This is a genomic window from Mycoplasma sp. 5370, from assembly GCF_054343435.1.
Map to the genome: position 1 here is coordinate 1 of NZ_JBTGVF010000007.1, position 23,959 is coordinate 23,959.

Annotated in this window: 19 protein-coding genes; 6 read left to right on the top strand and 13 right to left on the bottom strand. The window is 23.9% G+C overall.

The window, feature by feature from the left end; all coding sequences use genetic code 4:
• Positions 1–152: 152 nt before the first annotated feature.
• A complete protein-coding gene (locus ACXX88_RS01710; protein ID WP_436359133.1) occupies positions 153–1,349 on the top strand; it encodes a phosphopentomutase in 1,197 nt (398 codons plus the stop codon).
• Positions 1,350–1,379: 30 nt separating this feature from the next.
• Here the strand turns inward: ACXX88_RS01710 and ACXX88_RS01715 are convergent, their stop codons facing one another.
• The 3 genes from ACXX88_RS01715 to ACXX88_RS01725 are packed head-to-tail and all read right to left on the bottom strand — an operon-like array spanning position 1,380 to position 2,902.
• Positions 1,380–1,646 carry a DivIVA domain-containing protein gene (locus ACXX88_RS01715; RefSeq protein ID WP_436359137.1) on the bottom strand — a complete coding sequence of 89 codons (267 nt, stop codon included), beginning with the start codon at positions 1,644–1,646 and terminating at the stop codon, positions 1,380–1,382.
• A complete protein-coding gene (locus ACXX88_RS01720) occupies positions 1,639–2,385 on the bottom strand; it encodes a TrmH family RNA methyltransferase (RefSeq protein WP_436359139.1) in 747 nt (248 codons plus the stop codon). Before ACXX88_RS01720 ends, ACXX88_RS01715 begins: the two co-directional genes overlap by 8 nt.
• Positions 2,375–2,902 (bottom strand): tRNA (cytidine(34)-2'-O)-methyltransferase, encoded by a 528-nt coding sequence (locus ACXX88_RS01725; RefSeq protein WP_436359140.1) that lies wholly within the window; start codon positions 2,900–2,902, stop codon positions 2,375–2,377. The genes ACXX88_RS01720 and ACXX88_RS01725 overlap by 11 nt, the downstream gene beginning before the upstream one ends.
• Positions 2,903–3,046: 144 nt before the next feature.
• Here ACXX88_RS01725 and ACXX88_RS01730 point away from each other — a divergent pair, with 144 nt between their 5' ends.
• From ACXX88_RS01730 to ACXX88_RS01740, 3 genes are all read left to right on the top strand, one after another.
• Positions 3,047–7,231: a hypothetical protein gene (locus ACXX88_RS01730; protein ID WP_458559401.1), complete on the top strand. Its 4,185-nt coding sequence runs from the start codon at positions 3,047–3,049 to the stop codon at positions 7,229–7,231.
• Between the two features lie 68 nt (positions 7,232–7,299).
• A complete protein-coding gene (locus ACXX88_RS01735; RefSeq protein ID WP_436359142.1) occupies positions 7,300–8,004 on the top strand; it encodes a pseudouridine synthase in 705 nt (234 codons plus the stop codon).
• Positions 8,005–8,015: 11 nt separating this feature from the next.
• Complete coding sequence (locus ACXX88_RS01740; RefSeq protein WP_458557668.1) at positions 8,016–9,464, top strand: DEAD/DEAH box helicase; 1,449 nt, start codon at positions 8,016–8,018, stop codon at positions 9,462–9,464.
• Positions 9,465–9,511: 47 nt separating this feature from the next.
• Here the strand turns inward: ACXX88_RS01740 and ACXX88_RS01745 are convergent, their stop codons facing one another.
• The gene (locus ACXX88_RS01745) at positions 9,512–10,381 is read right to left on the bottom strand and encodes a DegV family protein (RefSeq protein WP_458557667.1); all 870 of its coding nucleotides are present in this window, start codon (positions 10,379–10,381) and stop codon (positions 9,512–9,514) included.
• A gap of 70 nt (positions 10,382–10,451) precedes the next feature.
• Here ACXX88_RS01745 and tyrS point away from each other — a divergent pair, with 70 nt between their 5' ends.
• On the top strand, positions 10,452–11,690 hold the full coding sequence (tyrS, locus tag ACXX88_RS01750) for a tyrosine--tRNA ligase (RefSeq protein WP_436359147.1): 1,239 nt from the start codon (positions 10,452–10,454) through the stop codon (positions 11,688–11,690).
• 7 nt (positions 11,691–11,697) lie between these two features.
• On the top strand, positions 11,698–13,827 hold the full coding sequence (locus ACXX88_RS01755; protein ID WP_458559402.1) for a Tex-like N-terminal domain-containing protein: 2,130 nt from the start codon (positions 11,698–11,700) through the stop codon (positions 13,825–13,827).
• Positions 13,828–13,858: 31 nt separating this feature from the next.
• On the opposite strand, the gene ACXX88_RS01760 is transcribed toward ACXX88_RS01755, so the two are convergent.
• From ACXX88_RS01760 to ACXX88_RS01800, 9 genes are all read right to left on the bottom strand, one after another.
• Positions 13,859–15,058 carry a hypothetical protein gene (locus ACXX88_RS01760; protein WP_458559403.1) on the bottom strand — a complete coding sequence of 400 codons (1,200 nt, stop codon included), beginning with the start codon at positions 15,056–15,058 and terminating at the stop codon, positions 13,859–13,861.
• A gap of 90 nt (positions 15,059–15,148) precedes the next feature.
• A complete protein-coding gene (gene pepF / locus ACXX88_RS01765) occupies positions 15,149–16,969 on the bottom strand; it encodes an oligoendopeptidase F (protein WP_458559404.1) in 1,821 nt (606 codons plus the stop codon).
• Positions 16,956–18,686, bottom strand: a complete 1,731-nt coding sequence (ptsP, locus tag ACXX88_RS01770; protein WP_458559405.1) for a phosphoenolpyruvate--protein phosphotransferase — start codon at positions 18,684–18,686, stop codon at positions 16,956–16,958. Before ptsP ends, pepF begins: the two co-directional genes overlap by 14 nt.
• 118 nt (positions 18,687–18,804) lie before the next feature.
• Positions 18,805–19,068: an HPr family phosphocarrier protein gene (locus tag ACXX88_RS01775; RefSeq protein WP_436359152.1), complete on the bottom strand. Its 264-nt coding sequence runs from the start codon at positions 19,066–19,068 to the stop codon at positions 18,805–18,807.
• A 64-nt stretch (positions 19,069–19,132) separates the two neighbouring features.
• The gene (locus tag ACXX88_RS01780) at positions 19,133–19,774 is read right to left on the bottom strand and encodes a ribonuclease HII (protein WP_436359216.1); all 642 of its coding nucleotides are present in this window, start codon (positions 19,772–19,774) and stop codon (positions 19,133–19,135) included.
• Positions 19,755–20,306, bottom strand: a complete 552-nt coding sequence (locus tag ACXX88_RS01785) for an inorganic diphosphatase (protein WP_436359153.1) — start codon at positions 20,304–20,306, stop codon at positions 19,755–19,757. Before ACXX88_RS01785 ends, ACXX88_RS01780 begins: the two co-directional genes overlap by 20 nt.
• A gap of 29 nt (positions 20,307–20,335) precedes the next feature.
• Positions 20,336–21,040: a PQ-loop domain-containing transporter gene (locus ACXX88_RS01790; protein WP_436359154.1), complete on the bottom strand. Its 705-nt coding sequence runs from the start codon at positions 21,038–21,040 to the stop codon at positions 20,336–20,338.
• A 2-nt stretch (positions 21,041–21,042) separates the two neighbouring features.
• Positions 21,043–22,440: an MSC_0618 family F1-like ATPase beta subunit gene (locus tag ACXX88_RS01795; RefSeq protein WP_458559406.1), complete on the bottom strand. Its 1,398-nt coding sequence runs from the start codon at positions 22,438–22,440 to the stop codon at positions 21,043–21,045.
• Between the two features lies 1 nt (position 22,441).
• Positions 22,442–23,959 (bottom strand): MSC_0619 family F1-like ATPase alpha subunit, encoded by a 1,518-nt coding sequence (locus ACXX88_RS01800; RefSeq protein WP_458559407.1) that lies wholly within the window; start codon positions 23,957–23,959, stop codon positions 22,442–22,444.

Here is a 23,959-nt window from a genome sequence, read left to right on the forward strand (position 1 = left end):
TGTCCCATACTTTAAATTTTACTTTAAAGTGGTGCACTTGATCTTACAATTAAGCCACCATTTAAATTATGGTGTTTTTTCATTTTAAAAAACAAAATAGTAATATAATTTAAAGGTAAAGTTAATTTAAAATTTTTATAAAAGGAAAAAAAATGCAAAAAAAATTTAAAAGAATTTTTATGATCGTCACTGATTCATTGGGAATTGGTGATGATGGAAGACAAAAAGAGTTTGGTGATCAAGGTGCTGATACTCTATTCCATGTAAGTGAAAGTAATTTATTAGAAATTCCTACTTGAAAAAAATTAGGTATTGGAGAAATTACTAAACTTCATAATTATGGCAAAAAAAATAAAAATCATTTAGCATATATGGCAAGAATAGTAGAAAAATCTAATGCTAAAGACACTTTGGCTGGTCATTGAGAAATGATGGGAATTGAAACTAAAGTTCCTAATCCACAATTTGTGGAAAAAGGATTTCCACAAGAACTAATTAGCAAATTAGAAAAAGCTTTTGATGGTAGAAAAATCATCGGAAACAGGGAAGCTAGTGGAACAGTAATTTTAGCTGAATTAGGAAATGAAGAAATTGAAAAAGGTCACATCATTGTTTATACTTCTCCTGATTCAACATTACAAATTTGTGGTCATGAAAAATATACAGGACTTGAAAATTTATATAGATATGCAAAAGCAGCAAGAGAAATCTGTTCTTCTAATCCTGAATGAAATGTTGCTAGAGTAATAGCAAGACCATATGTTGGAGAAAATGGAGAATTTACAAGAACTTTTAATCGTCATGATTATGCTAATAAGCCACCAAAACAAACAATTTTAAATCAATTGCAAGCTAAAGGTATAAAAACAATTGCTGTTGGTAAAATTAATGATATTTTTGTTGGTCAAGGAATTGATGAAGTATTTCCACCAGCAAGTGATAACGAAAATATGGATGTAGCAATTGAAATTGCTTCTAAAAATACTGAAAATGAGTTTATCTTTGTTAATTTAGTTGAATTTGATTCACACTATGGACACAGAAGAAATCTTGAAGGATATGCTCATAATATTAATTCATTTGATATAAAATTAACAAAATTAATTAATGCAATGAATGAAGATGATTTATTAATAATTACATCAGATCACGGTAATGACCCTTCATTCCCAGGAAGTAATCACACAAGAGAAGCATTACCACTAACAATCTTTTCTAAATCATTTAAAGGTTCAGAAAGAAATCTTGGAATTTTAAGTGGTTTGGGAACTTCTGGAAATATTATAGCTAGAAATTTTGATTTAGAATTAGTTGAAACTGGTGAAGATATTTTTGACAAACTTATATAAATAAAATAAAAGGAACTATTGCAGTTCCTTTTATTCTTTTGGTTTTTTATCGCTAATTCCAGAAATATTTTTTAAATTATTAATTTCTAATTGAAGTATTTCAATTTGTTCTTGAAGTTCATTTTTTTCATTTTTTAAATTATTAATTTCTGTTTCAAGATTGTTTTGATTTTCGATGAAACTATCAAATTCTTCGTTAATTTGATCTAAAAATCAATCAACTTGTTCTGGATTGTATCCATTTAAAACTATGTCAAATTGTTGATTTAAAATTTTTTCTTTAATTCTTTTAATCATTGTTTTCCTTAAAGTGATTTAAAATTATACCATTTGCTATTGCTACATTTAATGATTCAAAATCAATTTTTATATAAATATTTTCATTTATAAAATTTTGAATTTCAGAACTTATTCCATTTCCTTCGTTTCCAAAAATTATTGCTATTTTTTCTTTATTTTTCTTTATATTAGATAATTCTACACTTTCTTTTTTTAACACCGTTCCATAAATTCAATACTTATTTTTGAGTTGATTTAAATAAAAAACTAAATCATTTGTTTGAATAATGTTTAAATAGAAAAATGCTCCTTGGGATGATCTTACAACCTTTTCATTATAAATATCTACACCTTTTACTATAATATCTTTAAAACCAAAAGCTTGACAATTTCTTAAAATGGTCCCTAAATTACCTGGATCTTGTATATTATCTAAAATAACAATTTTAGAAGAAAAATCATAATTATTAGTATTTTTTTTGCAAACAGCAATAATGTTTTGTGGTGTATCGGTAAAAGAAAGTTTTTTTATTATTTCTTCTGTAACTAAAAAAGATTTTATTTTTAATTTTGTAGAAAATTTTTCATATACTTCTTGTTGTGAAGTTACTATTTCTTCAATGAGATTTTGTTTTAGTGCTTCTTCTATTATTTTAGGATTTTCTATTAAATATAAGTTACTTTTATCTCTATATTTCTTTATTTTTAATTTGTTTAAATCAATAATTTTTTGATTTTTTAGCGAATTAATTATCATTAGAAATAAAATCTTTTCCCTTTTGAACTTCAAATAAAGAAAGGTTTTTAAAGTCTAATTGTCTCATCACTTCATATGCAACAAGAATTACAGAATTAGCTAGATTTATTGATCTGTTTTCAGCAACCATGGGTATTCTTAAACAAGATTGTAAATCTTTTTGTAATATTTTTTTAGGAATTCCTGTAGATTCAGTTCCGAACATTAAAAAAATATCTTGACCATTTTGATCAATTTCTTTAAAATTGACATCACTATATGTTTTTTGTCCATATCTTGTTATGTAATAAATTTTTTGATTTTTATATTTTTGATTAAATTCTTCATAATTATTATGAATTTCATGTCTAATATCACTTAGTCTTTTACCTGCTGCTGGTCTTTTTAATCATTTTGGTTCTAAAATAAAAGCTATGGGTCTGATTATATGTAATTTTGCTCCAAGAGCAAAACAAGTTCTTATTATATTTCCTGTGTTTGGACTTATTTCAGGTTGGTATAGGATAATATTGAGCATTTTTACCTCTTTAATTAATAATTTATTTATTATTAATTATACTAAATTGTATTTTATAAAAAAATTTTTATAACTATTTTAATTTTTAAATCATTTTAATTAAGAAAATGTATAATTAAAATATATAAATATTTGAGGAGAATTATGAAAAAGAAAATTTGAGCAATAAGTCCAATCATTTTATCAAGTACTTCTATATTAATAGTTTCATGTAATCAAACTAATGAAAGTAATACAGATACAATAAACAAACCTATTAATAAAGAAGAACTAAAAGATTATAAAATTTCAAATATAAAGGAAAATAGCATTAATTTGACTTTAAAAATAGAAAATTTAGATCAAAATAAAAACTACAATTTAAGTTTTAAATTTAAAAACGGATATTTAAAACAATTTCCAATAAATTCTAGTAAACTTCAATTTTCTTTTATTTTCAATAAATTAGAAAGCAATACTGAATATCAAATTTCAGAAATTTTTTTAAATGACTTAAATATTTTAAAGAATAAAACAATTTCTTTTAAAACCTTACACCAAACAAAACCATCAGATGAAATTAAAATTAAAGAAAAACCTGAATTTGATTTTAAAAATTCAATTTTTTCAATTGTAAGAAGGGACTATAATTTTGCTGAATTCAGTTTAATTTTCGATAGTAAAAATTTAAATAGTATTAAAACAGATGAAAATTTTAAAGTAACTTTAAATAATAATCAAACATATAAAGCAAGTTATGAATTTTTAGAAAATAACAAAATTAAAATAAAAGTAAATGCAAATAACTTATTAGAAAATACAAATTATTGAATAAAAAAGATTACTTTTAATACAGATGATAAAGACAATGTTATATTTACCAATAATGATAACAGCAATAATTTTTCTTTTAAAACATTCTTTTTAATTGATCAAGTAAATGAGTTAACTATAGCTAAAAAAGAAATTATTTTAGAAAATAATACAGAAAATACTTCAAATAATTTTGAGATAACATTAAATCAAGTTAAAGATTCTTTTGTAAACAAAAATTCAAGAATTTCCTTTATAAATAAAGAAAATAATAATAAAATTTATTCTTCTGAAATTAGTTTAAATTCATCAAATAATCATTATTATTTTATAATTAATAATATAGAAGCTGGAACCTATGAATTTAATTTTTTTGAAGTTGAAGTTAATAATCAATGAATTAAATTTAATAATAATTCAAATTTTTCAAAGGAATTTGTTGTCAAATTAAAAAATAATGATACAGAAACTTCAAATAATAATCCAAAGGAACCAGAACAAGGAATTGATGTAGAAGATGTTAATAAATCAATAGAAAATTATGGTAATATTTTTACACTTCAAAATGCTAATTTAATTCAAAATACAGAAATTAATGTGCATAATTCAACTAATTTTTCAGAAATAAGTAAAGATAGTTTATTAAACAAAAATAGTTATTACACTTCATACTTTTCTTATTTAAATAACACAGTAACTAAACCAATACAGAAAGAAACTTCAATTACAACTAATGAAGTTTCCAATATAGACATTTCTTCAATTGAAGTTTCTTCTAATTTAATAAATTTAAATATTATCAATAACACTTCTGAAAACATTTCTAGTGCTAAAGTTTTAGTAAAAAGTTTTGATCAATATAATCAATGAAGTAAATATATTGATTTAAACATAAACGGAAATAAATTGAGCTTTAATCCTAATCTATTAAGTAACTATCAAAATGAGTTCATAGTAACTGAATTAATCATAAATAACAATAAAAAATCTTCTTTCAATTTACAATCTAAATATAAATTTATAAAGGAAAATACTTTATTTAATGATTTAACTATAGAAAATTTTGATATTTATAAAAATGAAAATTCTAAAGAAATATATGCAACATCTTCTTTTAATTGAAGTCAAAATCAATTAGCAGTTTTAAGCGACAAAATATTTGTTTTTTATTTTGAAGTTGAGAAAAAAGTTTATAAAGAAAAGAAAAAGAAACCAACTTTTCCTTTTGATCCAGAAATTGTAATAAATGAAGATGAAAATTTTGATGCTTCTAATTCTGTTCCTTCTATTAAAAAAATCTACATTCCTTTTAGTGAATTAAGTAAGTTTTCAATCGCAGGTTTTCAAGAAAAAATAAAATATAAACTTAAATATATTGATATTGTCAATAATCATAGTTTTATAAATTTTCTACCAAGAAAAGATGTATCTAATAAAAACATTAGTTTTTCTTATAATTTTAATTGAAATAATTCAGAAAAATTAAAAAATCAATTATTTATCAACAATGAAAACCTAGTAGAGAATAATTCACAAATAAACAACGGTTTAAAAATTGCAAAGCATGATTTGCTTTTAGAAAGTCAAAAAAATACTGATAAGAAAACCAATATTAATTTTTCAGTAGAAAACTTTAATACTTTATTAGATTATAATTTTGATTTTTATAATTTAGAAAAAAGATATCCAAATAGAAAAATAAAAAATAAAAATACAGATTTTAAGTTACAAAAAAATAATATAAATCAAAAAATACATTGATTTAAAACAAGGGAATATTTAAAAGATTCTATTTTTAAAATTAATGAAAATAAAAATAATGCCTATATTATTGAAGATTTAAATTCAATTATTATTCCAAATGATTTTCCTGCAGAAAATGTCCTTTTTTGATTTGTTTTTGAACTAGATTTAAATCCAAGAGAATTTAAAGATTCAAATGAGTTTAATGATATTCATTCAAGAGTTAGAGTGCCTGTATCTTTAAAAAATATTAAAGAAAATAAAACTTTAGAAAATGTTGATTTTCTTTTTGATTATGTATCTGAAAATCCTGAATTTCAACAAGAGATCTTTTCTAAAATTAAAAGTAATATTAAGTTTAGTCTATCTTTAGAAAATAATAAATTAAAATTAAGTTTAGACACTAAAAATAATCAAATTAAATTTAATAATATTTTATCAGTTCATAATCACTCAAATAATCGCTCTGCCTTTATAAATCGAAGTGAGTTTTTTGTTAATTGAATACAAAATGAAAGTGAAAAAGATGAGAAAATATCTTTTCATCAACAACAAAAAATAGATAATAATTCTATTTTAAGCACATCAACAGGATATAAAAATACTTATGATTTAAAAACTGAAGACAAGGTAATTAATGCTGAGTCTAGAAAAAATATATTAATAGATGCACCTAATGCTAACGACCGTTCTCGCCGTTTATACAGCGAAAATACAGTAAAACCTATTGAAGAAGGAAGAAATCGTGTGTTTAGTTTAAATTCCGATGCTGATGGAACGTGAAATATTTTTGCAAAAGTAAATGACAATTCTAACGATTATAGATTTTATGCTTTTGTTAATTTCCACGTTTGAAATACAAACAGAAAATCCGGAATAGGAACACTCGATAAAAATTTACAAGGATATGAAAGAATAACTGTTCAACACCCGCAATTAATAGCTTCTACAAATATTGCAAGACCATCTACTAATCCAGAAACAAATAAATATTTCCCTATTTACATAAATAAAGAGCATCCTGAATTACAACCAGATGGAAATATATTCGATTTTGAAATCCCTCAAGATCAACAAGGAATAACTTTTGATTTATTTTTAGATTTTAGTAATTCTGTAGCAAATTATTACGGTGATTTTAAAAACAATAATGGAGAAGTAGTCCATAGAAATACTTATGATAATTTAGATGCTATTATAGCAATTGTTGATTTTAAACCAATATTTACTACTTTTGAAAATCAAGATTTAGATCATTATCAATATAAAAATCGCTTGCTAAATGAAAAAGAAAAAAATGCTATACGTCACTTTTTAAATTTTAAAAACCTAAAACCTTTAGAAATTTCAGATTTATCTTTATATTTAAGTTCCTTTAACAATTTGAATTTTTATATGGCTACATTACCAAAAGTTCAAGCTTTAGGAAATAGTGATAGTTATCCGGGATTAAGATATAGAGAATATTTAATAGGAAATAATCCTATAAAATTTTCAAATTCATCACAAGGTGGTGTTAATGCAATAAGACCAGCTATATGAGGTGAAGTTCAAGATTATGACTGATATAGTGGTTCTTCAGGTAGTGGAGTCTATGATAGTGATGCAAAAGTAGTTGGTTTAGATGCACAAGGTGGTAATTGAAGTGCAAGCAACTTTTTAATTTTTGATACACAAAAATATTCATTTTTAAAAAATAGAGAATTATCTTATAATCCAATTGCTTTTGATGAAATTATTAAAAAAATGTCTTATTTATATCCAGACAAATTCAAAGATATATTTTCAAAATAAATTATCAGTCCTTTGCAAGGATTGATTTTTTATTTAATAAAAAACGAAAATAATATATAATTTTGTTTATGAAAATAGAAAGAGTTCAAAAACTCATATCACAAGCAGGGATTGCTTCACGTCGAAAAGCAGAAGAATTAATTCAAGCACAAAAAGTTACAATTAACGGAAAAATTGCAAATTTAGGTGATAAAGCAAGTTTTAAAGATAAAATTTTGGTAGATGGCATACCGCTTTTTAAACAAGAAAATGTTTATTATATAATGAATAAACCAGAAAAAGTAATTTGTTCATTAAATGATCCACAAAAAAGAACCGTTATTACTGATTTAATACAGGAAAATAAGTTTATTTTCCCTGTTGGAAGATTAGATTATAATACCACCGGAACAATTCTTTTAACTAATGATGGTGAATTAACTCAAAGATTATTACATCCAAAATATAATATATTAAGAATTTATAGAGTTAGATTGAATGAACCGTTAACAAAACAGCAATTAGATTTTTTAAATGGAAATAATGTCTTTATTGATGGGATAAATTCAAAACAAGAAGTAAAACAAGTAGATACTAAATCTTATTTAGTAACTTTAAGTGTGGGGACTTATCACCATGTTAAAAAATTATTTGAAATTTTCAATTTAAAAGTTCAATCATTAAATAGAATTGAATTTGCTGGACTCAGTCATATTGGATTAAAAAAAGGCGAATATAGAAAACTAAATATAAAGGAAATTAGGTGATTAAAATCACTTGTAAAAATAATATAAAAAGGGAAAAAATGGGATTTAAAAAATTTAATTTAATAAATAAATTAGAAACAGCAATAGAAGAAATGGGTTATGATCAACCAACACCAATACAGGATGCTGTTATAGAATTAGCATTAATGGGAAATGATATTATTGGTCAGGCACAAACAGGAACAGGTAAAACTGCAGCTTTTGCTATACCAATAATTCAAAATACAGACGAAAAAAATAAAAGTATACAACATTTAATTTTAGCTCCAACAAGAGAATTAGCTACACAAATTTATACAACATTTGAAAGTCTTACTAAAAATTTTGCAATCAAAAATGCATTAATTTTAGGTGGGATTTCATATGATAAACAAAAACAAGCAATAAAAGAAAAACCACAAATCATTATTTCAACTCCAGGAAGATTAATTGATTTGTTAAAAGGAGAAAAATTTAAGTTAAATATAGATTTTTCTGCCTTAAAATCCTTTACTTTAGATGAGGCTGATGAATTATTAAAAGTAGGATTTTACGAAGAAATTAAAGAAATTTTAAACTTTATTCCAAAGCAAAGACAAAATTTCTTTTTTACAGCAACATTTGATAAAAAAACTAAGAATTTAAGTGAAATGATTACAACTGATGCAAAAGTAATTTCTATTTCACAAGGTTTAACTACAAGTTCTACAATAAAGCAAGAATATGTTTTAATGAAAGAATCAAGTAAATTAAATAACTTAATAAAATTTCTTGAATTATATAAACCTAAATCAGTTGTTATATTTGGAAGAACTAAAAAAAGAGTTGATGAACTTAGTGATGCATTAAGAGAATATGGTTTTAAAGCATCTGGTATTCAAGGTGATATGCAACAAAGAGAAAGAAATTTTGTAATGGATAAATTCAGAAAACAAGATATTTCAATTTTAGTTGCAACAGATGTTATGGCAAGAGGGATTGATGTAGATCACGTTGAGTGAGTTGTTAATTTTGATTTACCTCAGGAAATTGAATATTATACACATAGAATTGGTAGAACCGGAAGAGCTGGTAGAACCGGATATTCTTTATCTTTTGTAAAACATAATGAGATTTTACACATTGAAAGAATTGCAAATGAAACTAACTCTGAAATTGAAGAAATCCTTGTTCCGAGTGATGAAAAATTAAAATCTGTTTGAGAAAAAAGAATATTTGAAGAATGTGAACTAATATTAGAAAAAAATAAATATGCAAAATACACAAACATCAAAGATAAATTATTAGAAACTTTTAATACAGAAGAATTAGCTATAATTTTAGCTGAATTTATTGCAAACACTAAAAACAACAAAAGAGAAATTAAACTAAATCCTGAACCAAGTGTTATTATTAAAGAAAAGTATAGAAAAGAATCTAAAAATGGAAAAAGAAAAGAAAAATTCTTAGATAAAAAAATTAATAATATTTCTCACAGCAGAGAAAAAAGAAAAAGAAGAAGACATTAAAATAAAGGAAAAATAAAGAAAAATGAAGCAACGAACTTCATTTTTTATTACTTTTTAGCAAAAATATTTTTAATTAAATCCAATGATTCATCGCTAATATTAATGATTCCAAAAGCAACAGCTTCTAAACCAGTGTGGATAGCGATAACATTAGGAATATCAAAAAGTTCAATTTTAGAATTTGAATAATTTTCAAATTCTTGTTTAATTTCTTCTATTTCACTATTTCCAGAATGAATAATAACAGTTTTAGTATCTTTAGTTTTAGGTAAATTATCTCAATTTTCTTTATAATAATTGAATAAAGTTTTTCTAAAAATTCTTCCTTTACCTTCTTTTTGCAACATCCCATTTTCTAATTTTATTACAGGAACTATTTTTAATAATTTAGCAATTGAAGCAGCAGAAGGAGATAATCTTCCACCTCTAACTAAGGCATCATTGTATTTAGGAATTAATAAAAATTTTCCAACAAAATCCTCTTCTAATTTAGCAACAGCTAAGTTGAAATCAACACCATTTTTTATATTGTTTTTAAAATTAATGATATCAATTATAGATAGAAGAGTTACTTTATTAGATTCAACAACATAAACTTTTTCTTCATTTTTAAATGAAGTTTTAAAGTTAGAGTATTGAGATGATAAACCTTTACTAATTGGATAAATAATGATTTTATCGTATTTATCTTTAATTTTGTCTACAAGTTCATGTGCAAGACCTAATGGAGTTGCTGAAGTAGAAACTTTTGATTTAAGATTTACATATTTTAAAATTTCACCAGATTCTAAATCTATTCCATCAGCAAATTCTTTTTCATCCACTTGAATGTAAAGTGGTAAAAAATATAAATCCATTGCTTCTGCTTTTTTCTGACTTAATCCTGTAGCGGAATCTATTATAATTGCGATTTTCATACAAAATATTATATAATATTTTTAAAATATTAGTTTATTTTATTTTGTAAAATATTAATAAAGGAGAAAAATGAAAAAAAAATTGGTAGATGATTTGAAAAAACGTGGTATTTTGAAAGATATTACTAATGAAGAAAAATTCATTAATATGAAAGACGATGAATTTATTTATGCTGGTTTTGATCCAACAGCAATTTCCTTACATTTAGGTAACTATATTCAAATTTGTACCCTTTTAAGATTTCAAAAAGCAGGAGTTAAAGTCTTAGCGGTGGTAGGAGGAGCTACAGGAATGATTGGAGATCCTTCCTTTAGATCATCAGATAGAGTTCTTTTATCTGATGATGAAGTTAAAAAAAATAAAGAATCAATAATTAATCAGTTAAAAAAATTCAATTTAGAAGTTTTTGATAATTTAGAAATTTACCAAAACATGAATATTCTAACTTTTTTAAGTACAGTTGGTAAATATTTAAATATAAATTATATGATTTCAAAAGATTCAGTTGCTGATAGATTAGAAAACGGTTTGAGTTTTACAGAATTTTCATACCAATTAATTCAAGGATGAGACTTTAAATATTTATATGAAAATTACAATGTTAAAGGACAATTAGGTGGATCTGATCAATGAGGAAACATCACAACAGGGATAGAAGTTATTAGAAAAGCTTTTGGAGATAACAACAATGCCTTTGGAATAACTACAAATTTACTTACTGATAAAAACAATAAAAAATTTGGAAAATCTACTGGTGGTGGATCATTATGGTTAAAACCTGAATTAACTTCTGCTTATAGTTTATATCAATTTTTACTTGCTTCTGATGATTTAGAAGTCGAAAAATTTTTAAAATGATTAACTTTTTTAAGTTTGGAACAACTTGAAGAAGTAATTCAAAAGCACAATGAAAATAAATCATTCAAATTAGCTCAAAAAACTTTAGCTTTTGAAGTTGTAAAAAATATTCATGGCGAAACTGAAGCAAATAATGCTGTTAAAATAACTAATATTCTCTTTAATAAAGGTGATTTTAAAGAATTGACAATTGAACATATAAATCAATTAAGAAATTCAATTCCTTTTTTCTTACAAACTAAAGATAAGACTATTTCTGATTTATTGATTGAGACTAAAATTTTTAATTCTAAAAGGGAAATGAGAGAATTTATTGCACAGGGAGCTTTAATATTTAATGATAAAAAGATTATGAGCGAAGACGAAAATATAGATTTTTCCCTTTTTGATGGAAAATTTATTTTAATAAAAAAAGGAAAAAAACATTACTTTGTAATTGAGTTTAACTAAGGAAAAAATGAACGAAAAAATTATTAATCAATTAGAAAAAAAACTAAATATTGACTCTAAATATATAAAAAGAGTTCTTGAACTTCTTGAACAGGAAAATACCATTGCTTTTATTTCTAGATATCGTAAAGATTATACAAACGGTTTAGATGAAGTTGAAATAAAAGAAATATACGATTTATATAACTACAATTTAAAACTTGAAGCAAGAAAAGAAAGTATTATAAAAACCTTAACTGAAAAAGAAATTTTAACCGACCAATTAAAAGAAAGTATATTAAAATGCGAAAAAATGGTGGAGTTAGAAAATCTTTATAAACCATACTCAACAGGTAAAAAAACAAAAGCAAATATTGCTATAAGCAAAGGATTAAAGGGATTTGCAACCTTTTTATTATCTTTAAATAGAAAAGTTAATTTTACTAAAGAAGCAGAAAAATATATAAACCCTCAAAAAGAAGTTAATAATGTTACAGATGTAATTGAAGGTGCTAAAGACATAATTGCTGATATTGTAAATAATGATGTTGAAATAAGACAAAAATGAGTAGATTTAATTTATAAATATTCCAAAATAGTAACTAAACTTAAAAATAGAGAAAATGATATAGAAAATAAATATCAAATTTATTACAGTTTTAATAAACCAATTAAATATCTTTTAAGTTACCAAATAATGGCAATAGATAGAGCTACAGAAAAGAAAGTTATTACTAATTCTTTTGAATACAAAAATGATTTTATAACTGAATTCATAGTTAATAAATACACTAAAAAAGTGGAATGAGAAGGAAAACAATATATTGAAGAAGCTGTTAAAAGCGGACTTAAAAGACTTTTGATTCCGAGTGTTGAAAATCAAGTGTATTCCGAATTATTATTAAAATCACAAGAAACAAGTGCAAATATTTTTGCTAAAAATTTAACAAAACTTTTATTACAAAAACCTATTAAAAATAAAATTATTTTAGGTTGAGATCCAGGTTTTGTAAGTGGTTGCAAATTAGCTGTAGTAGATGCTAATAACAAAGTTTTATCAATTGATGTTATTTATCCAACTAAACCAAAAAATAATCAAGATTTAGTTGAAGCAGAAAATAAAATATTGCAATTAATAAAGGATTTTAAGGTAGATTTGATCGCAGTTGGAAACGGAACTGCAAGTTGAGAAAGCATCAACTTTATTTCAAAGTTAATAACAAAACATTCTTTAGAAATAAAATTTATTATAACTTCTGAAGCTGGGGCATCTGTTTATTCTGCATCTAAAGCCGGAATAAAAGAATTTCCAGATTTATCTGTAGAGCAAAGATCAGCAATAAGCATTGCAAGAAGAAATATTGATCCTTTATCTGAATTAATAAAAATTGAAGCAAAAAGTATTGGTGTAGGGCAGTATCAACACGATATACCAGTTAAACTTTTAAATGAGAAAGTTGATTTTGCAATTTCTCAGTGTGTTAATAGTGTTGGTGTAGATATAAATACTGCTTCTGTTGATTTACTTGTGCATATTTCTGGATTAAACCTCAAAACAGCTAAAAATATTGTTTCTTATATTGAAAAAAATAAAAAAATTAACTCTAGACAAGAAATTTTAAAAATTTCTGGAATTAATGAGAAGATTTTTGAACAAGCTGCTGGTTTTTTAAGAGTTAATGAATCAAGTGAATTTTTAGATAAAACTTCAATTCACCCTGATATGTATCAAAAAGCATATAAAATTATGGAATTATATGGTTTATCTATTTTTAATTATGATAAATTCAAAGATCTAAATAATGAACAAGAAATTAATAATATTAAAATTAAATTAAATTTAGAATATTTTGAAATAAAATTAATTCTAGAAAATCTTTCTAATCCTCTTCGTGATTTTAGAGATGACTTAGATGATCCTATTTTAAGAAATAATATAGTTAATAAAGATGAGTTAGAAAAAGGTATGATTTTTAAAGGAATAATTAGAAACATTACTGAATTTGGTGCTTTTATTGAGATAGGATTAAAAGATGATGTTTTCTTACATTCTTCTAAATATCAAGAAAATCAAATTAATATCAATCAAGTTGTAGAAGTGGAAATTAGTGATATTAATCAGGAAAATGGCAATGTTGCTGTAAATTTAGTAAATTAAAATTCAAGTAATTAAACTTGAATTTTTTATTTTAGTTGATAAATACGTCTTCAATAATAGTGTTATTAGCATTTCTGAAAATTGTTAAAGGTTCTTCTTTATTATCTGTTGTTACTTTAACAAATTTAACAATTATATAGGATTTTCCTTTTTCTGGGATATCGTTAAATACAAATAAGAAACGATTTAAATTGTTTTCACTTGCTCTAACGCTTGAAGTGTATTCAACATAATTTTCTTGCTCACTACCTTCTTTTTTAACTAATTTAAATTTACCTGATGTTCTATCATATTCTCTAATGGTTAATTTATAAGTTGAACCATTTTCAATAGATGTAACATTAGAAGCGATTGTAAATGGTTTTTTAACTTGATCACTATTTTCAACTTCACTTGAAGCAACTCTTTGAGCACTAATTAAACGTGATGTAGTGGTTAATTGCTTAATTAAACTTTCTGATTCAAAAGATAATTTAGTCGCTTTTGATTTATCACTTTCGTTTTGTTCACTAACTAATAAATCTGAAATTAAATAAGTTTTTTGACCTTGTAATTTATCAAATTCAAAAGTTAAAGGTTTTGAAGTATCTGAATAAAATTGTGATTTAGTTTCTATTTCTTTTGTTTGTTTATAACCTGTAGAACCTAATGAAATTTCACTTAATACAACTCAAACTTTCTTATCTTTTATTTGTTCAGGTTTACTAAAAGTTAATGATACTTGTGTAGATGTAGCTGTTTTATTTGGTGTTAAAATAAAGTCACCACTTGAAATATCTGGAGTTTTGGTTGTTGTGAATGCATAGAGTTTATTTTCATTTTCTGTGCTTAATTCTACTTGTTGAAATTCACTATATGAATTTTCTCCAGTTTTAGTAGCTCTTGAAAATTTAAATAAATAATTGGTTTCTGGTTCTAAGTTTTTTAATGTAACTATTGCTTTATTTTTATAACCTTCTACTACTCTAAAATCTTCGTTAGCTAAAGTACTGAAATCTGCATCTGCTTCTTTTTTGTATTCAAATTTATACTTATATTTAGATTCATCAAAATTTAAATCTGTATTTTTTGATTCAAAGTTAAATTCTGCTGAAGTAGAAAATAAATTAGTTTGACTTACATATAAAAAGTTTTTTTCTTCTTTTTTGTCTGAACAAGAAATCAAAGTAATAACTGAAGCAGAAACTGTGCTTAGTGCTAAAATAGGCTTTAATAATTTATGTTTTTTCATTTTATCCTTTACAATCTTTATAATTACTAAATTTTTGTTAAATTAATATATGTTTAATTATATAATAAAAATGCAAAAAAACCTTAATTTTTATGATACTTTAAAGATTTTTTTACCTAATTTTATGTATTCTTCAATATTTTTGCTTAAAATTTGAAAACTATTAATGTATAAATCATCATTTTTTAGATTGATTCCAGCTTCTTGTAGAATTATAGATGGTTTATCTTTTCCACCTGCTGATAAGAAATTATGAATATAATTTTCTAATGATTTTGGTCCATTAATTTTGTAATCATTAAAGAAATAATTTGCAACTAAAAAACCAATTGCATATTTATAAACATAGAAATCTAAATAAAAATGAGGAACAATTGTTGCAAAAATTAAGCTTTTTTCATTTTTAAAACCAGAAGCAAAATATTCTTTATAAGTGTTAGAATAAATTTTTGATAAATCATCAAATGTGGAAATTTCTTGATTTTTGTCTATTGCATTATAAACGTGATACTCATAATTTGATCAAAAGGTTTGTTTAACAACAGTAGAGATAAAATCTTGAATGTTTTTTCTTAATATTTGTAATTTTGCTAAATTATTTTTAGCATTTTCTTTTAAATAGTCACTAACTACTAATTCATTAAATATTGATGCAATTTCAGCTAATAAAATAGGATATTCTGCATTGTTTTGATCTTGATTTTTATTGGAGTAATATGTGTGCATTGAATGTCCCATTTCATGAGCAAGAGTTAAAACAGACTCTAAAGTGTAATCTCAATTCATTGAGATAAATATCTTATCTAAACCATAAGCATTACTAATTGAATATGCACCAGAAGTTTTTCCATCACAATTCATATAATCAATTCATCTTTCATTAAAAGCTTTTTGAGAAACATCGTTATATTCTTGTCCCATTATGCTTAAAGATTTTTTATAAATTTCTTGTGCTTCTTCTACTGAATATATTTCTTTTTTATCAACTAAATCAACAAATGAGTCGTAATATTCTTTCTTTTGGTTGAATTTAGCTTTAAAAAATAAAGAATCATATTTTTGAAATTTCTTTAATAATGGTTTTAATTTTTTAACATTATTAAAGAGAGTTTGGAGCATATTTTCTTCAATATAATCTTCACTTATAAAGGATTCTACGGAAGAATTGTATTTTCTTTTAAGAGCAAAAGTAGAAATTCTTGAAAAATGCTGGATTAAAAGTTTTGCATAAGTGTTTTTATTTTTAAAATAAGAATTAAGATAACTATTAAAAGCAGTTTTTCTTAAATTTCTGTCTTTGTTTTTCATTAATAAAGAATAATTACTGTGAGTAATTTTAATTTTTTTGTTTTTAGAAGTTGTTCCATAACCTAAATCAGTTTCAACATCACTTAAAACTTGAAAAATTTCAGAAAAATCAGGATTTGCTTTATTGATGTCTAAAAGAAAATTTTCGATTTCATCGCTTAATTTGTGTTTTTGGAAATCTAAAATTTGTGTTAACTCATATTTAAATGATTTTAGTCTTTCATCCTTTATTCATTCTTTGATTTTGTCAATATTTTTGTATAAACGGTTTATTTCAGAACCATTTTGTTTATTAAATTCATCTAGATCATTTTCAAATTTTACTTGAATTTTACTTATGATTGGATCAACAGAGTTTATAGATAGTTTATTAGATAAATAGTTAATTATTTTGTTTAATTTTAGCTCATTTTTATTTTCTAGTTCTTTAAAATAAATAAAAGATTCAATATTTTCATATTTTGAATCTTTATATTTTAATTCTTCATTTTTACTTATTCAATATTCTTGAATAATAACTTCAATTTTTTTATTTTCAAGAAGACTTTCTAAATCGAAACGATATTTTTCTGGAATATCAGAATATTTTTTATATGATTTCATTTTCTTTTTTAAATGTTTCAAGTAATAATCTTACTTCTTCTTCTGTATCACATTTAATTGCTTGATGTGATAAAGCATGAGCTTTTTTATAATCTATTTTAGAAATTAATTTTTTTGCTTCTAATAAACTTGTTGCTGACATTGAAAATTCATCAAGACCCATTCCTAATAATAAAGGAATTGCATTTAAATCTCCAGCCATTTCTCCACACATTCCTGCTCATTTACCGGCTTTGTGTGCTCCATCAATTGTCATTTTAATTAATTTTAAAATTGAAGGATTTAATGGTTGGTATAAGTAAGAAACTTTTTCATTCATTCTATCAGCAGCCATGGTGTATTGCATTAAATCATTTGTTCCTATTGAAACAAAATCTGCATATTTACAAAATTGTTCACTTAAAACTGCTGCTGCTGGTATTTCTACCATCATTCCTACTTCTATTTTGTCAGATACTTTATGACCTTCTGCTTTAACTTGTTCCAACACTTTTAAGTAGATTTCTTTTGCTTGTTTAAATTCATCAACTGTTGCAATCATAGGGAACATAATTGCTAAATTTCCGTAATAAGAAGCTCTAATTAAAGCTCTTAATTGTGTTATAAAAGTTTCTTGTTTATCAAGAGAAAGTCTAATCGCTCTGTAACCTAAAAATGGATTCATTTCTTCAGGGAATTTAAAGTATTTTAAAGTTTTATCCCCACCAATATCAAGAGTTCTTACAACCACTTGTTTTCCTTGCATTTTTTCTAAAACTGCTTTGTAAGAGTTAAATTGTTCTTCTTCAGAAGGTCAATTTTCTGCATCCATATATAGAAATTCACTTCTAAATAATCCAATAGCATCGGAGTTATATTTCAATGCTCCTTCTGTATCTTGAACTGAACCGATATTAGTTGCTAGAGTAACTTCTCTACCATCTTTTGATAAAGATTTTTTAGTTAAAAAGTTTTCTAATTCCTTTTTATTTTCCATAAATTTTTTAAATTCTAATTCGAATTCTTTTATTTCTTCTAATGATGGGTTTATAATAACAACACCTTTTTCACCATTCATTGCTACAACATCTTTATTTTTTACTATTTCTGTAATATTTCCTAAACCTAAAATTGCCGGAATTTCTAGACTTCTAGCCATAATTGCAGAGTGAGAGGTTCTACCACCAATATTAGTTAAAAATCCTTTTACAAATTTCTTATTTAATTGTGCAGTATCTGATGGTGTTAAATCTTCTGCTACAATAATAGTTTCTTCGTTGATTGCTGATAAATCAACAATTTCAATACCTAAAATATTTTTAATAATTCTTGTAGCAACATCTTTAATGTCTGCTGCTCTTTCTTTCATATATGGATCATCGAAATTTGAAAACATTTCAATAAATTTTTTAGTTACATTTTCTGTCGCAAAAGCTGCATTCAATTTTTCATTTTTAATTAAGTTTTGCACTTCTTCCATAATTGCTGGATCATTTGCTACTTGTATATGAGCATCAAAAACAGCAACTTCTTCTTCGTTTAGTGTTTTAGATGCTTTTTCTTTAATTGATTCTATTTGTTTTATAGTTTTATTTATTGCTATATTAAAAAGATTTAATTCTGCTTCAACATTTTCAATTTTTGAATTTGTTAATTCAATTTTTTGCTCTTCAATTTTGAATATTTTTGCAATTGAAATACCATTTGAAGCTCCTATCCCTGTAATTTTTTTAGACATATTTCCCCCTTGTTTTTAATCTTTTGTAGTAATAAAATTATATAATTTTTTTATGAAAATAAAAAACAAATTAGTCTATTTTTAACTAATTTGTTAATTATAATTACAAAAACAATTTTTAGATTAAATTATTTTCGACCATTGTAGTTTTTAAAGCTTCCATAGCTTCTTTTTCATCTTCACCTTCTGCTTCAATTGAAATTTCTTGTCCTTGTTTAATAGCTAAAGACATAATATTCATAATTGATTTAGCGTTTGCAGAAGCTGCAGATGTAATGATTTTAATATCTGATTTGAATTTTGAAGAAACAGAAACAATTTTTGAAGCTGGTCTTGCGTGTAATCCAATTGGATCAGATATAACAACAGTTATTTTTTCCATAATACCTTTCTAAAATATTATTTATTTTTTGTCTATATTTAAATTTTAACACAACAAAATGAAATTATTTAAAAATTTTTATTTTGTTGTGCATACTTTTGATAGGTTCAAAACTTTTTCGATGAATTGAACAAAAACCAAATTTTTTTAATGCTTCTTTGTGTTCTTTTGTTAAATAACCTGAATTTTGACTAAAATTATATACTGGAAAATCTTTGGAAATTTCTTTCATAAAGGAATCTCGCGTATATTTAGCAATTAAAGAAGCAGCAGCAATTGATAACGATTTAGAATCACCTTTGGTAATATTTTCTTGATTGATATTAGAATCAATTTTAACAAAATCAGTTAAAACTAAATCAATTTTTGTGTTAAATTTTTCAATTGACTTTTTCATTGCTTCTTTTGTTGCGTTTAAAATGTTAATTTCATCTATTGTTTGAGAGTCTATAAAAATTGTGTGATATTCTAATGAATTTTCTATAATTAAGTCTACAAGTTCTTTATGTTTGTTTTTAGGAATTTTTTTAGAATCAGTTATTTGATTGCTATCAAATTCAGTTTTTAAAATAACACAGGTTGCAACAACTGGTCCTGCTACACAACCACGACCAACTTCATCGCAACCTGCAATTATTTTTACTTTATTATTTAAAAAACTATCATCAAAGTTTTTTAATGTGCTTTTATTCGTATTTTTCAGGATGTTTTTCTTTCATTAATTTAATAAATTCTTCTTTTGGTAAATGAGAATATTCATTCATTAATTCAACACATTCATTGTATTCTTGAATAGCATATTCAATTCCTTCAAAACCATTTACAGAAGTAATTCCTGATCTTTTTCAATTTTTGTATGTGCTAAAAAATAATTCTACTTCTCTTAATCATCATTTTGGTAAATCTTCTAATTTTTGAATGTGATCTAAACGGTAATCATCTTCATGAACAGCTATTAATTTTGTATCTGTTTCACCATCATCAATCATTTTCATAGCTCCAATTATTCTTGCATTTAATACAGAACCACTAAAAAATGATTCATCTGAATAAACTAATACGTCTAATTCATCTCCGTCTCAATCTAGCGCTTCTCTTAAAGAACCATAATTAGCTGGATATCTAAAACCATCTCTTAAAATTCTATCTACTATAATTTGATTGGTTTTTCTATCATATTCATATTTTATATTTGATCCTTTTGGGATTTCTATATTTACTTGTACTATCTTTTTCATAATAAAAAATTTTATCATTTTTTCTCAATTTAGTTTGAAATATGTTCATTTTTGCTATGTTTTTTATTTTTTATTAAAATCATCAAAATCACTAATGAATTAGTAATAATTGCAAAACTGGATCAAATTAATAGTTGAATCATTTCTGTAATACTTATAGCAATGCCACCGTCTAAATTATAAATTGTAATCAATCCAGCAATTAATCAATAGGTAAATCATAAAATTTCCACAGTTAAAACAAGTGATTTATAAAATAATGATAACCCTTTCATTTTTTTGAAAAATAATCCTTTAATTAATTGTGGCAATGATGCAAATGAAATGCAAAAACTTGCAGCATTTATTAAAATTGAATTTACTATATTGTTATTGAATGAGATTATTTTAAGACTACTTAAAATAGTTAAAATAATTACTAAAATATAGGAAAACGACAGAAAAATGGCAATATAAATGTAATTTAGTTTTTTGGAATATTTGTAAAATAATACAATCAGTAAACTTAATAAACTTAAATCTACAAATGAAGCTATGAAAATGAAAATAGAAATTTCATTTTTAAAAATTGAATAAAAAATTCAAAAAATATAACTTAATCACAATACTCAAAAAGTTGTAAAACTCACTACACCAACGTGTTTAGTTTTAAAAGTTTTATAAAGTTGTGGAACAGTTGAAAAAGGCGTAATAATAATAGCTAATATTCCTACTATTATTTGAGTTAAAATCATATTTAGTTTAACCTTTCTAATTTTAAATCAATTTCTTCTGTTGAATTAATGTATAAAAACTCTTTTGGATGGATATTTAAATAAGTTCCTGAAACAATTTTTTCTACTGAACTAATAGTTTTTTCAATAGAGATAAATTCTCCTTTTTCTTTTGTAAAATTACTTGCTGTTCTTAATTTTTGACTAAAAAAATTAATTAATTGCATAGCTTTTCTTGCTATTATTCAGTTTTCATTATCCAGTTGCTCTAAACCTAAAATAAGGATAATATCTTTTAATTCTTCATATTTTTGAAGAATTTTTTTAGTTTCTGTAAGTGCATCAAAATGTCTTTTTCCAATATTTTCAATTGTTAATAAACTTGAATTAGATTTTAGTGGATCAAAAGCTGGAAAGATACCATTAGATGCTATTTCTCTTGATAAAACTAAAACAGAATCTAAATGACTAAAAACAGCAATGGAACCTGGATCATTTATATCATCCATAGGTAAAAAAACTGTTTGAAAAGAAGTTATTCCACCATTTTCATTTTCATTAAGTCTTTCTTCAATATAAGAAACTTCGGAATTTAGTGTTGGTTGATAACCTACAGCTGACGGTTTTTTTCCAAGTGAAGAAGATAACTCATTACCTGCTTGAATAAATCTATAAATATTATCAATAAAAAGTAAAACATCTTCTTTTTCAACATCTCTTAAATATTCAGCTGCAGTTATTCCCATAGGAACTATTTTATTTCTTGAACCAGCTGTTTCATTCATTTGTGAAATGAAAATTATAGATTTTTCCAGTAAATTAGATTCTTTTAATTCATCTAGTAATTCTTGACCTTCTCTTGTTCTTTCACCAGAACCTATAAAAATAGAAGTCAATTTATTATTAAGTTTTTGTGAAGATAAGTTAAAGATTAATTCTTTCATTAAAACTGTTTTCCCTACTCCAGCTCCTCCTAAAATTCCAAGTTTAGTTCCTTTGAAAATAGGAATAAAAAAATCAATACATTTTACTCCTGTTTCTAAAAATAACTTGTTTTTAGTTTCAAATTTAACTTTTGTAATTGTTGAATCCAAATCTATCATTTTGAATTTTGATTTAGGTTGATTTAAAGACTCTCCTTTAATATTAAAAATGTTTCCTTTAGTTTTTAAACCTACAGGAACTTGGAGTTTTTTATCTTGCAATATAACTTCTTGATTAATAAATAACTTAGTTGGATTGTGAATGATAATTGTTCTAACAACAGAATTGGAAATTATTTTTTCAACAAGTAAAATATTTTCTTCTTTTAAATCACTAATTATTTTTCCAATTTCTAGATTATTATTTGAAAAATCGTTTTCAATATCAAATTGAATTTCTACTGCATCTGTTAAAATTTTTGAAATTTTTCCATTCATTTTATTCACCTAAATACTCTTTCATTTCATTTTCATTTATTTTTTTAAAATTTATTTCTTGACTAATTTTCTTTGTTATTCCTTTATAATTGTAAAAATCATTAATTGCATTAATTATAAAATTTTTAAAATGAAATTCATCTACAAATTCTGAACAAATGAGTTTATTATAAATTTTATTAGCTCATTTGTTTTTTTGTAAAAAACTGAAAATAAATTCAAATAAGTCTTGATTGTCTTCATTAGCATCTAAAATGTTTCAAATTACTAGTTTTGAAAATAAAATAATTTCCCCTGTGTTTAGATAATTATTAAAACCTTTTTGAGTTAATATTTTTTCAATATTTTTACCTTGATTTAAAGTTTTAGTAAAGGTATCTGAAAGATTAAATTTAATATCATTAAGATTGTGATTTTTTATATAGTTATTATAGACTTTAGTCAACTCTTTTGATAATTCAGAAACTTGTTTATTTTGAACTGAACTTCCTGTTCTAGAAACAGAAATTGGATAATTTATAGCCGGAATAATTCCTGAATTAAATAGTTCACTACTTATTACAATTTGCCCATCGGTAATTGAAATTATATTGGAAGATATAAAAGAAGTAATATCGCCAGAATTTGTTTCCACAATAGGAAAAACAGTTATAGAACCTTCATCTTTAAAATTTCCACCTCTTTCTAATAATTTAGAATGAGTAAAAAAGACATCTCCAGGAAATGCTTCTCTACCTGCTGGTTTATTCAATAATAAAGAAATTTCCCTATAAATATTTGCGTGCTTAGTTAAATCATCTAATATTAAAATAACATCAAAATTATTTTTAGATAAATTTTCAGCATGAGCCATTGCAACATATGGTAATAAAAATTGATCATAAGAATTATCTGATTCAGCGTGTATAATGATACTTTTATCTAAGCAACCATTATTTTTTAAAATTTCATAAATTTCTGAAATAGAACTATTTTTTTGTCCAATGGAAGCATAAATAAATCTTATGTTATTATCAGAGCAATTGTTGATAATGGAAGAGAGAGTTAAATGGGTTTTTCCCGTTTTTCGATCACCAACAATTAGTTGTCTTTGACCTCTTCCTATTGGAGTAAATAAATCAATTCCAAAATATCCTGTAAATAAAGGTTGATTTATTTTTTTTCTTTCATTAATTCCTCTTGCAGTTTTAAAAATTTCAGATTTTCCAAAAGAAATAATATTGTTATTTTCTTTATAATTTTTATTTAAAATTTCACCTTTTATATTAATTATTTTTCCAAAAAAACCACTATTTGTTTCTATTTTGTCAAATAAAATAGGTTCTATTTCTTTATTTAACTCAATTTTAGTGTTAGGATTAGAAATAATTAAATCAGCTCTATCTTGACTTGCAGAAAGTAAAAAACCATAAAGATCTTTATTGATTTTAAAAAATTGATTTTGTTCGTAATTAAAATCACCTTCAACTTTAATTAAAAAGTTATTTATCGATTTTACAATTGGATTATTTTTTTTCAT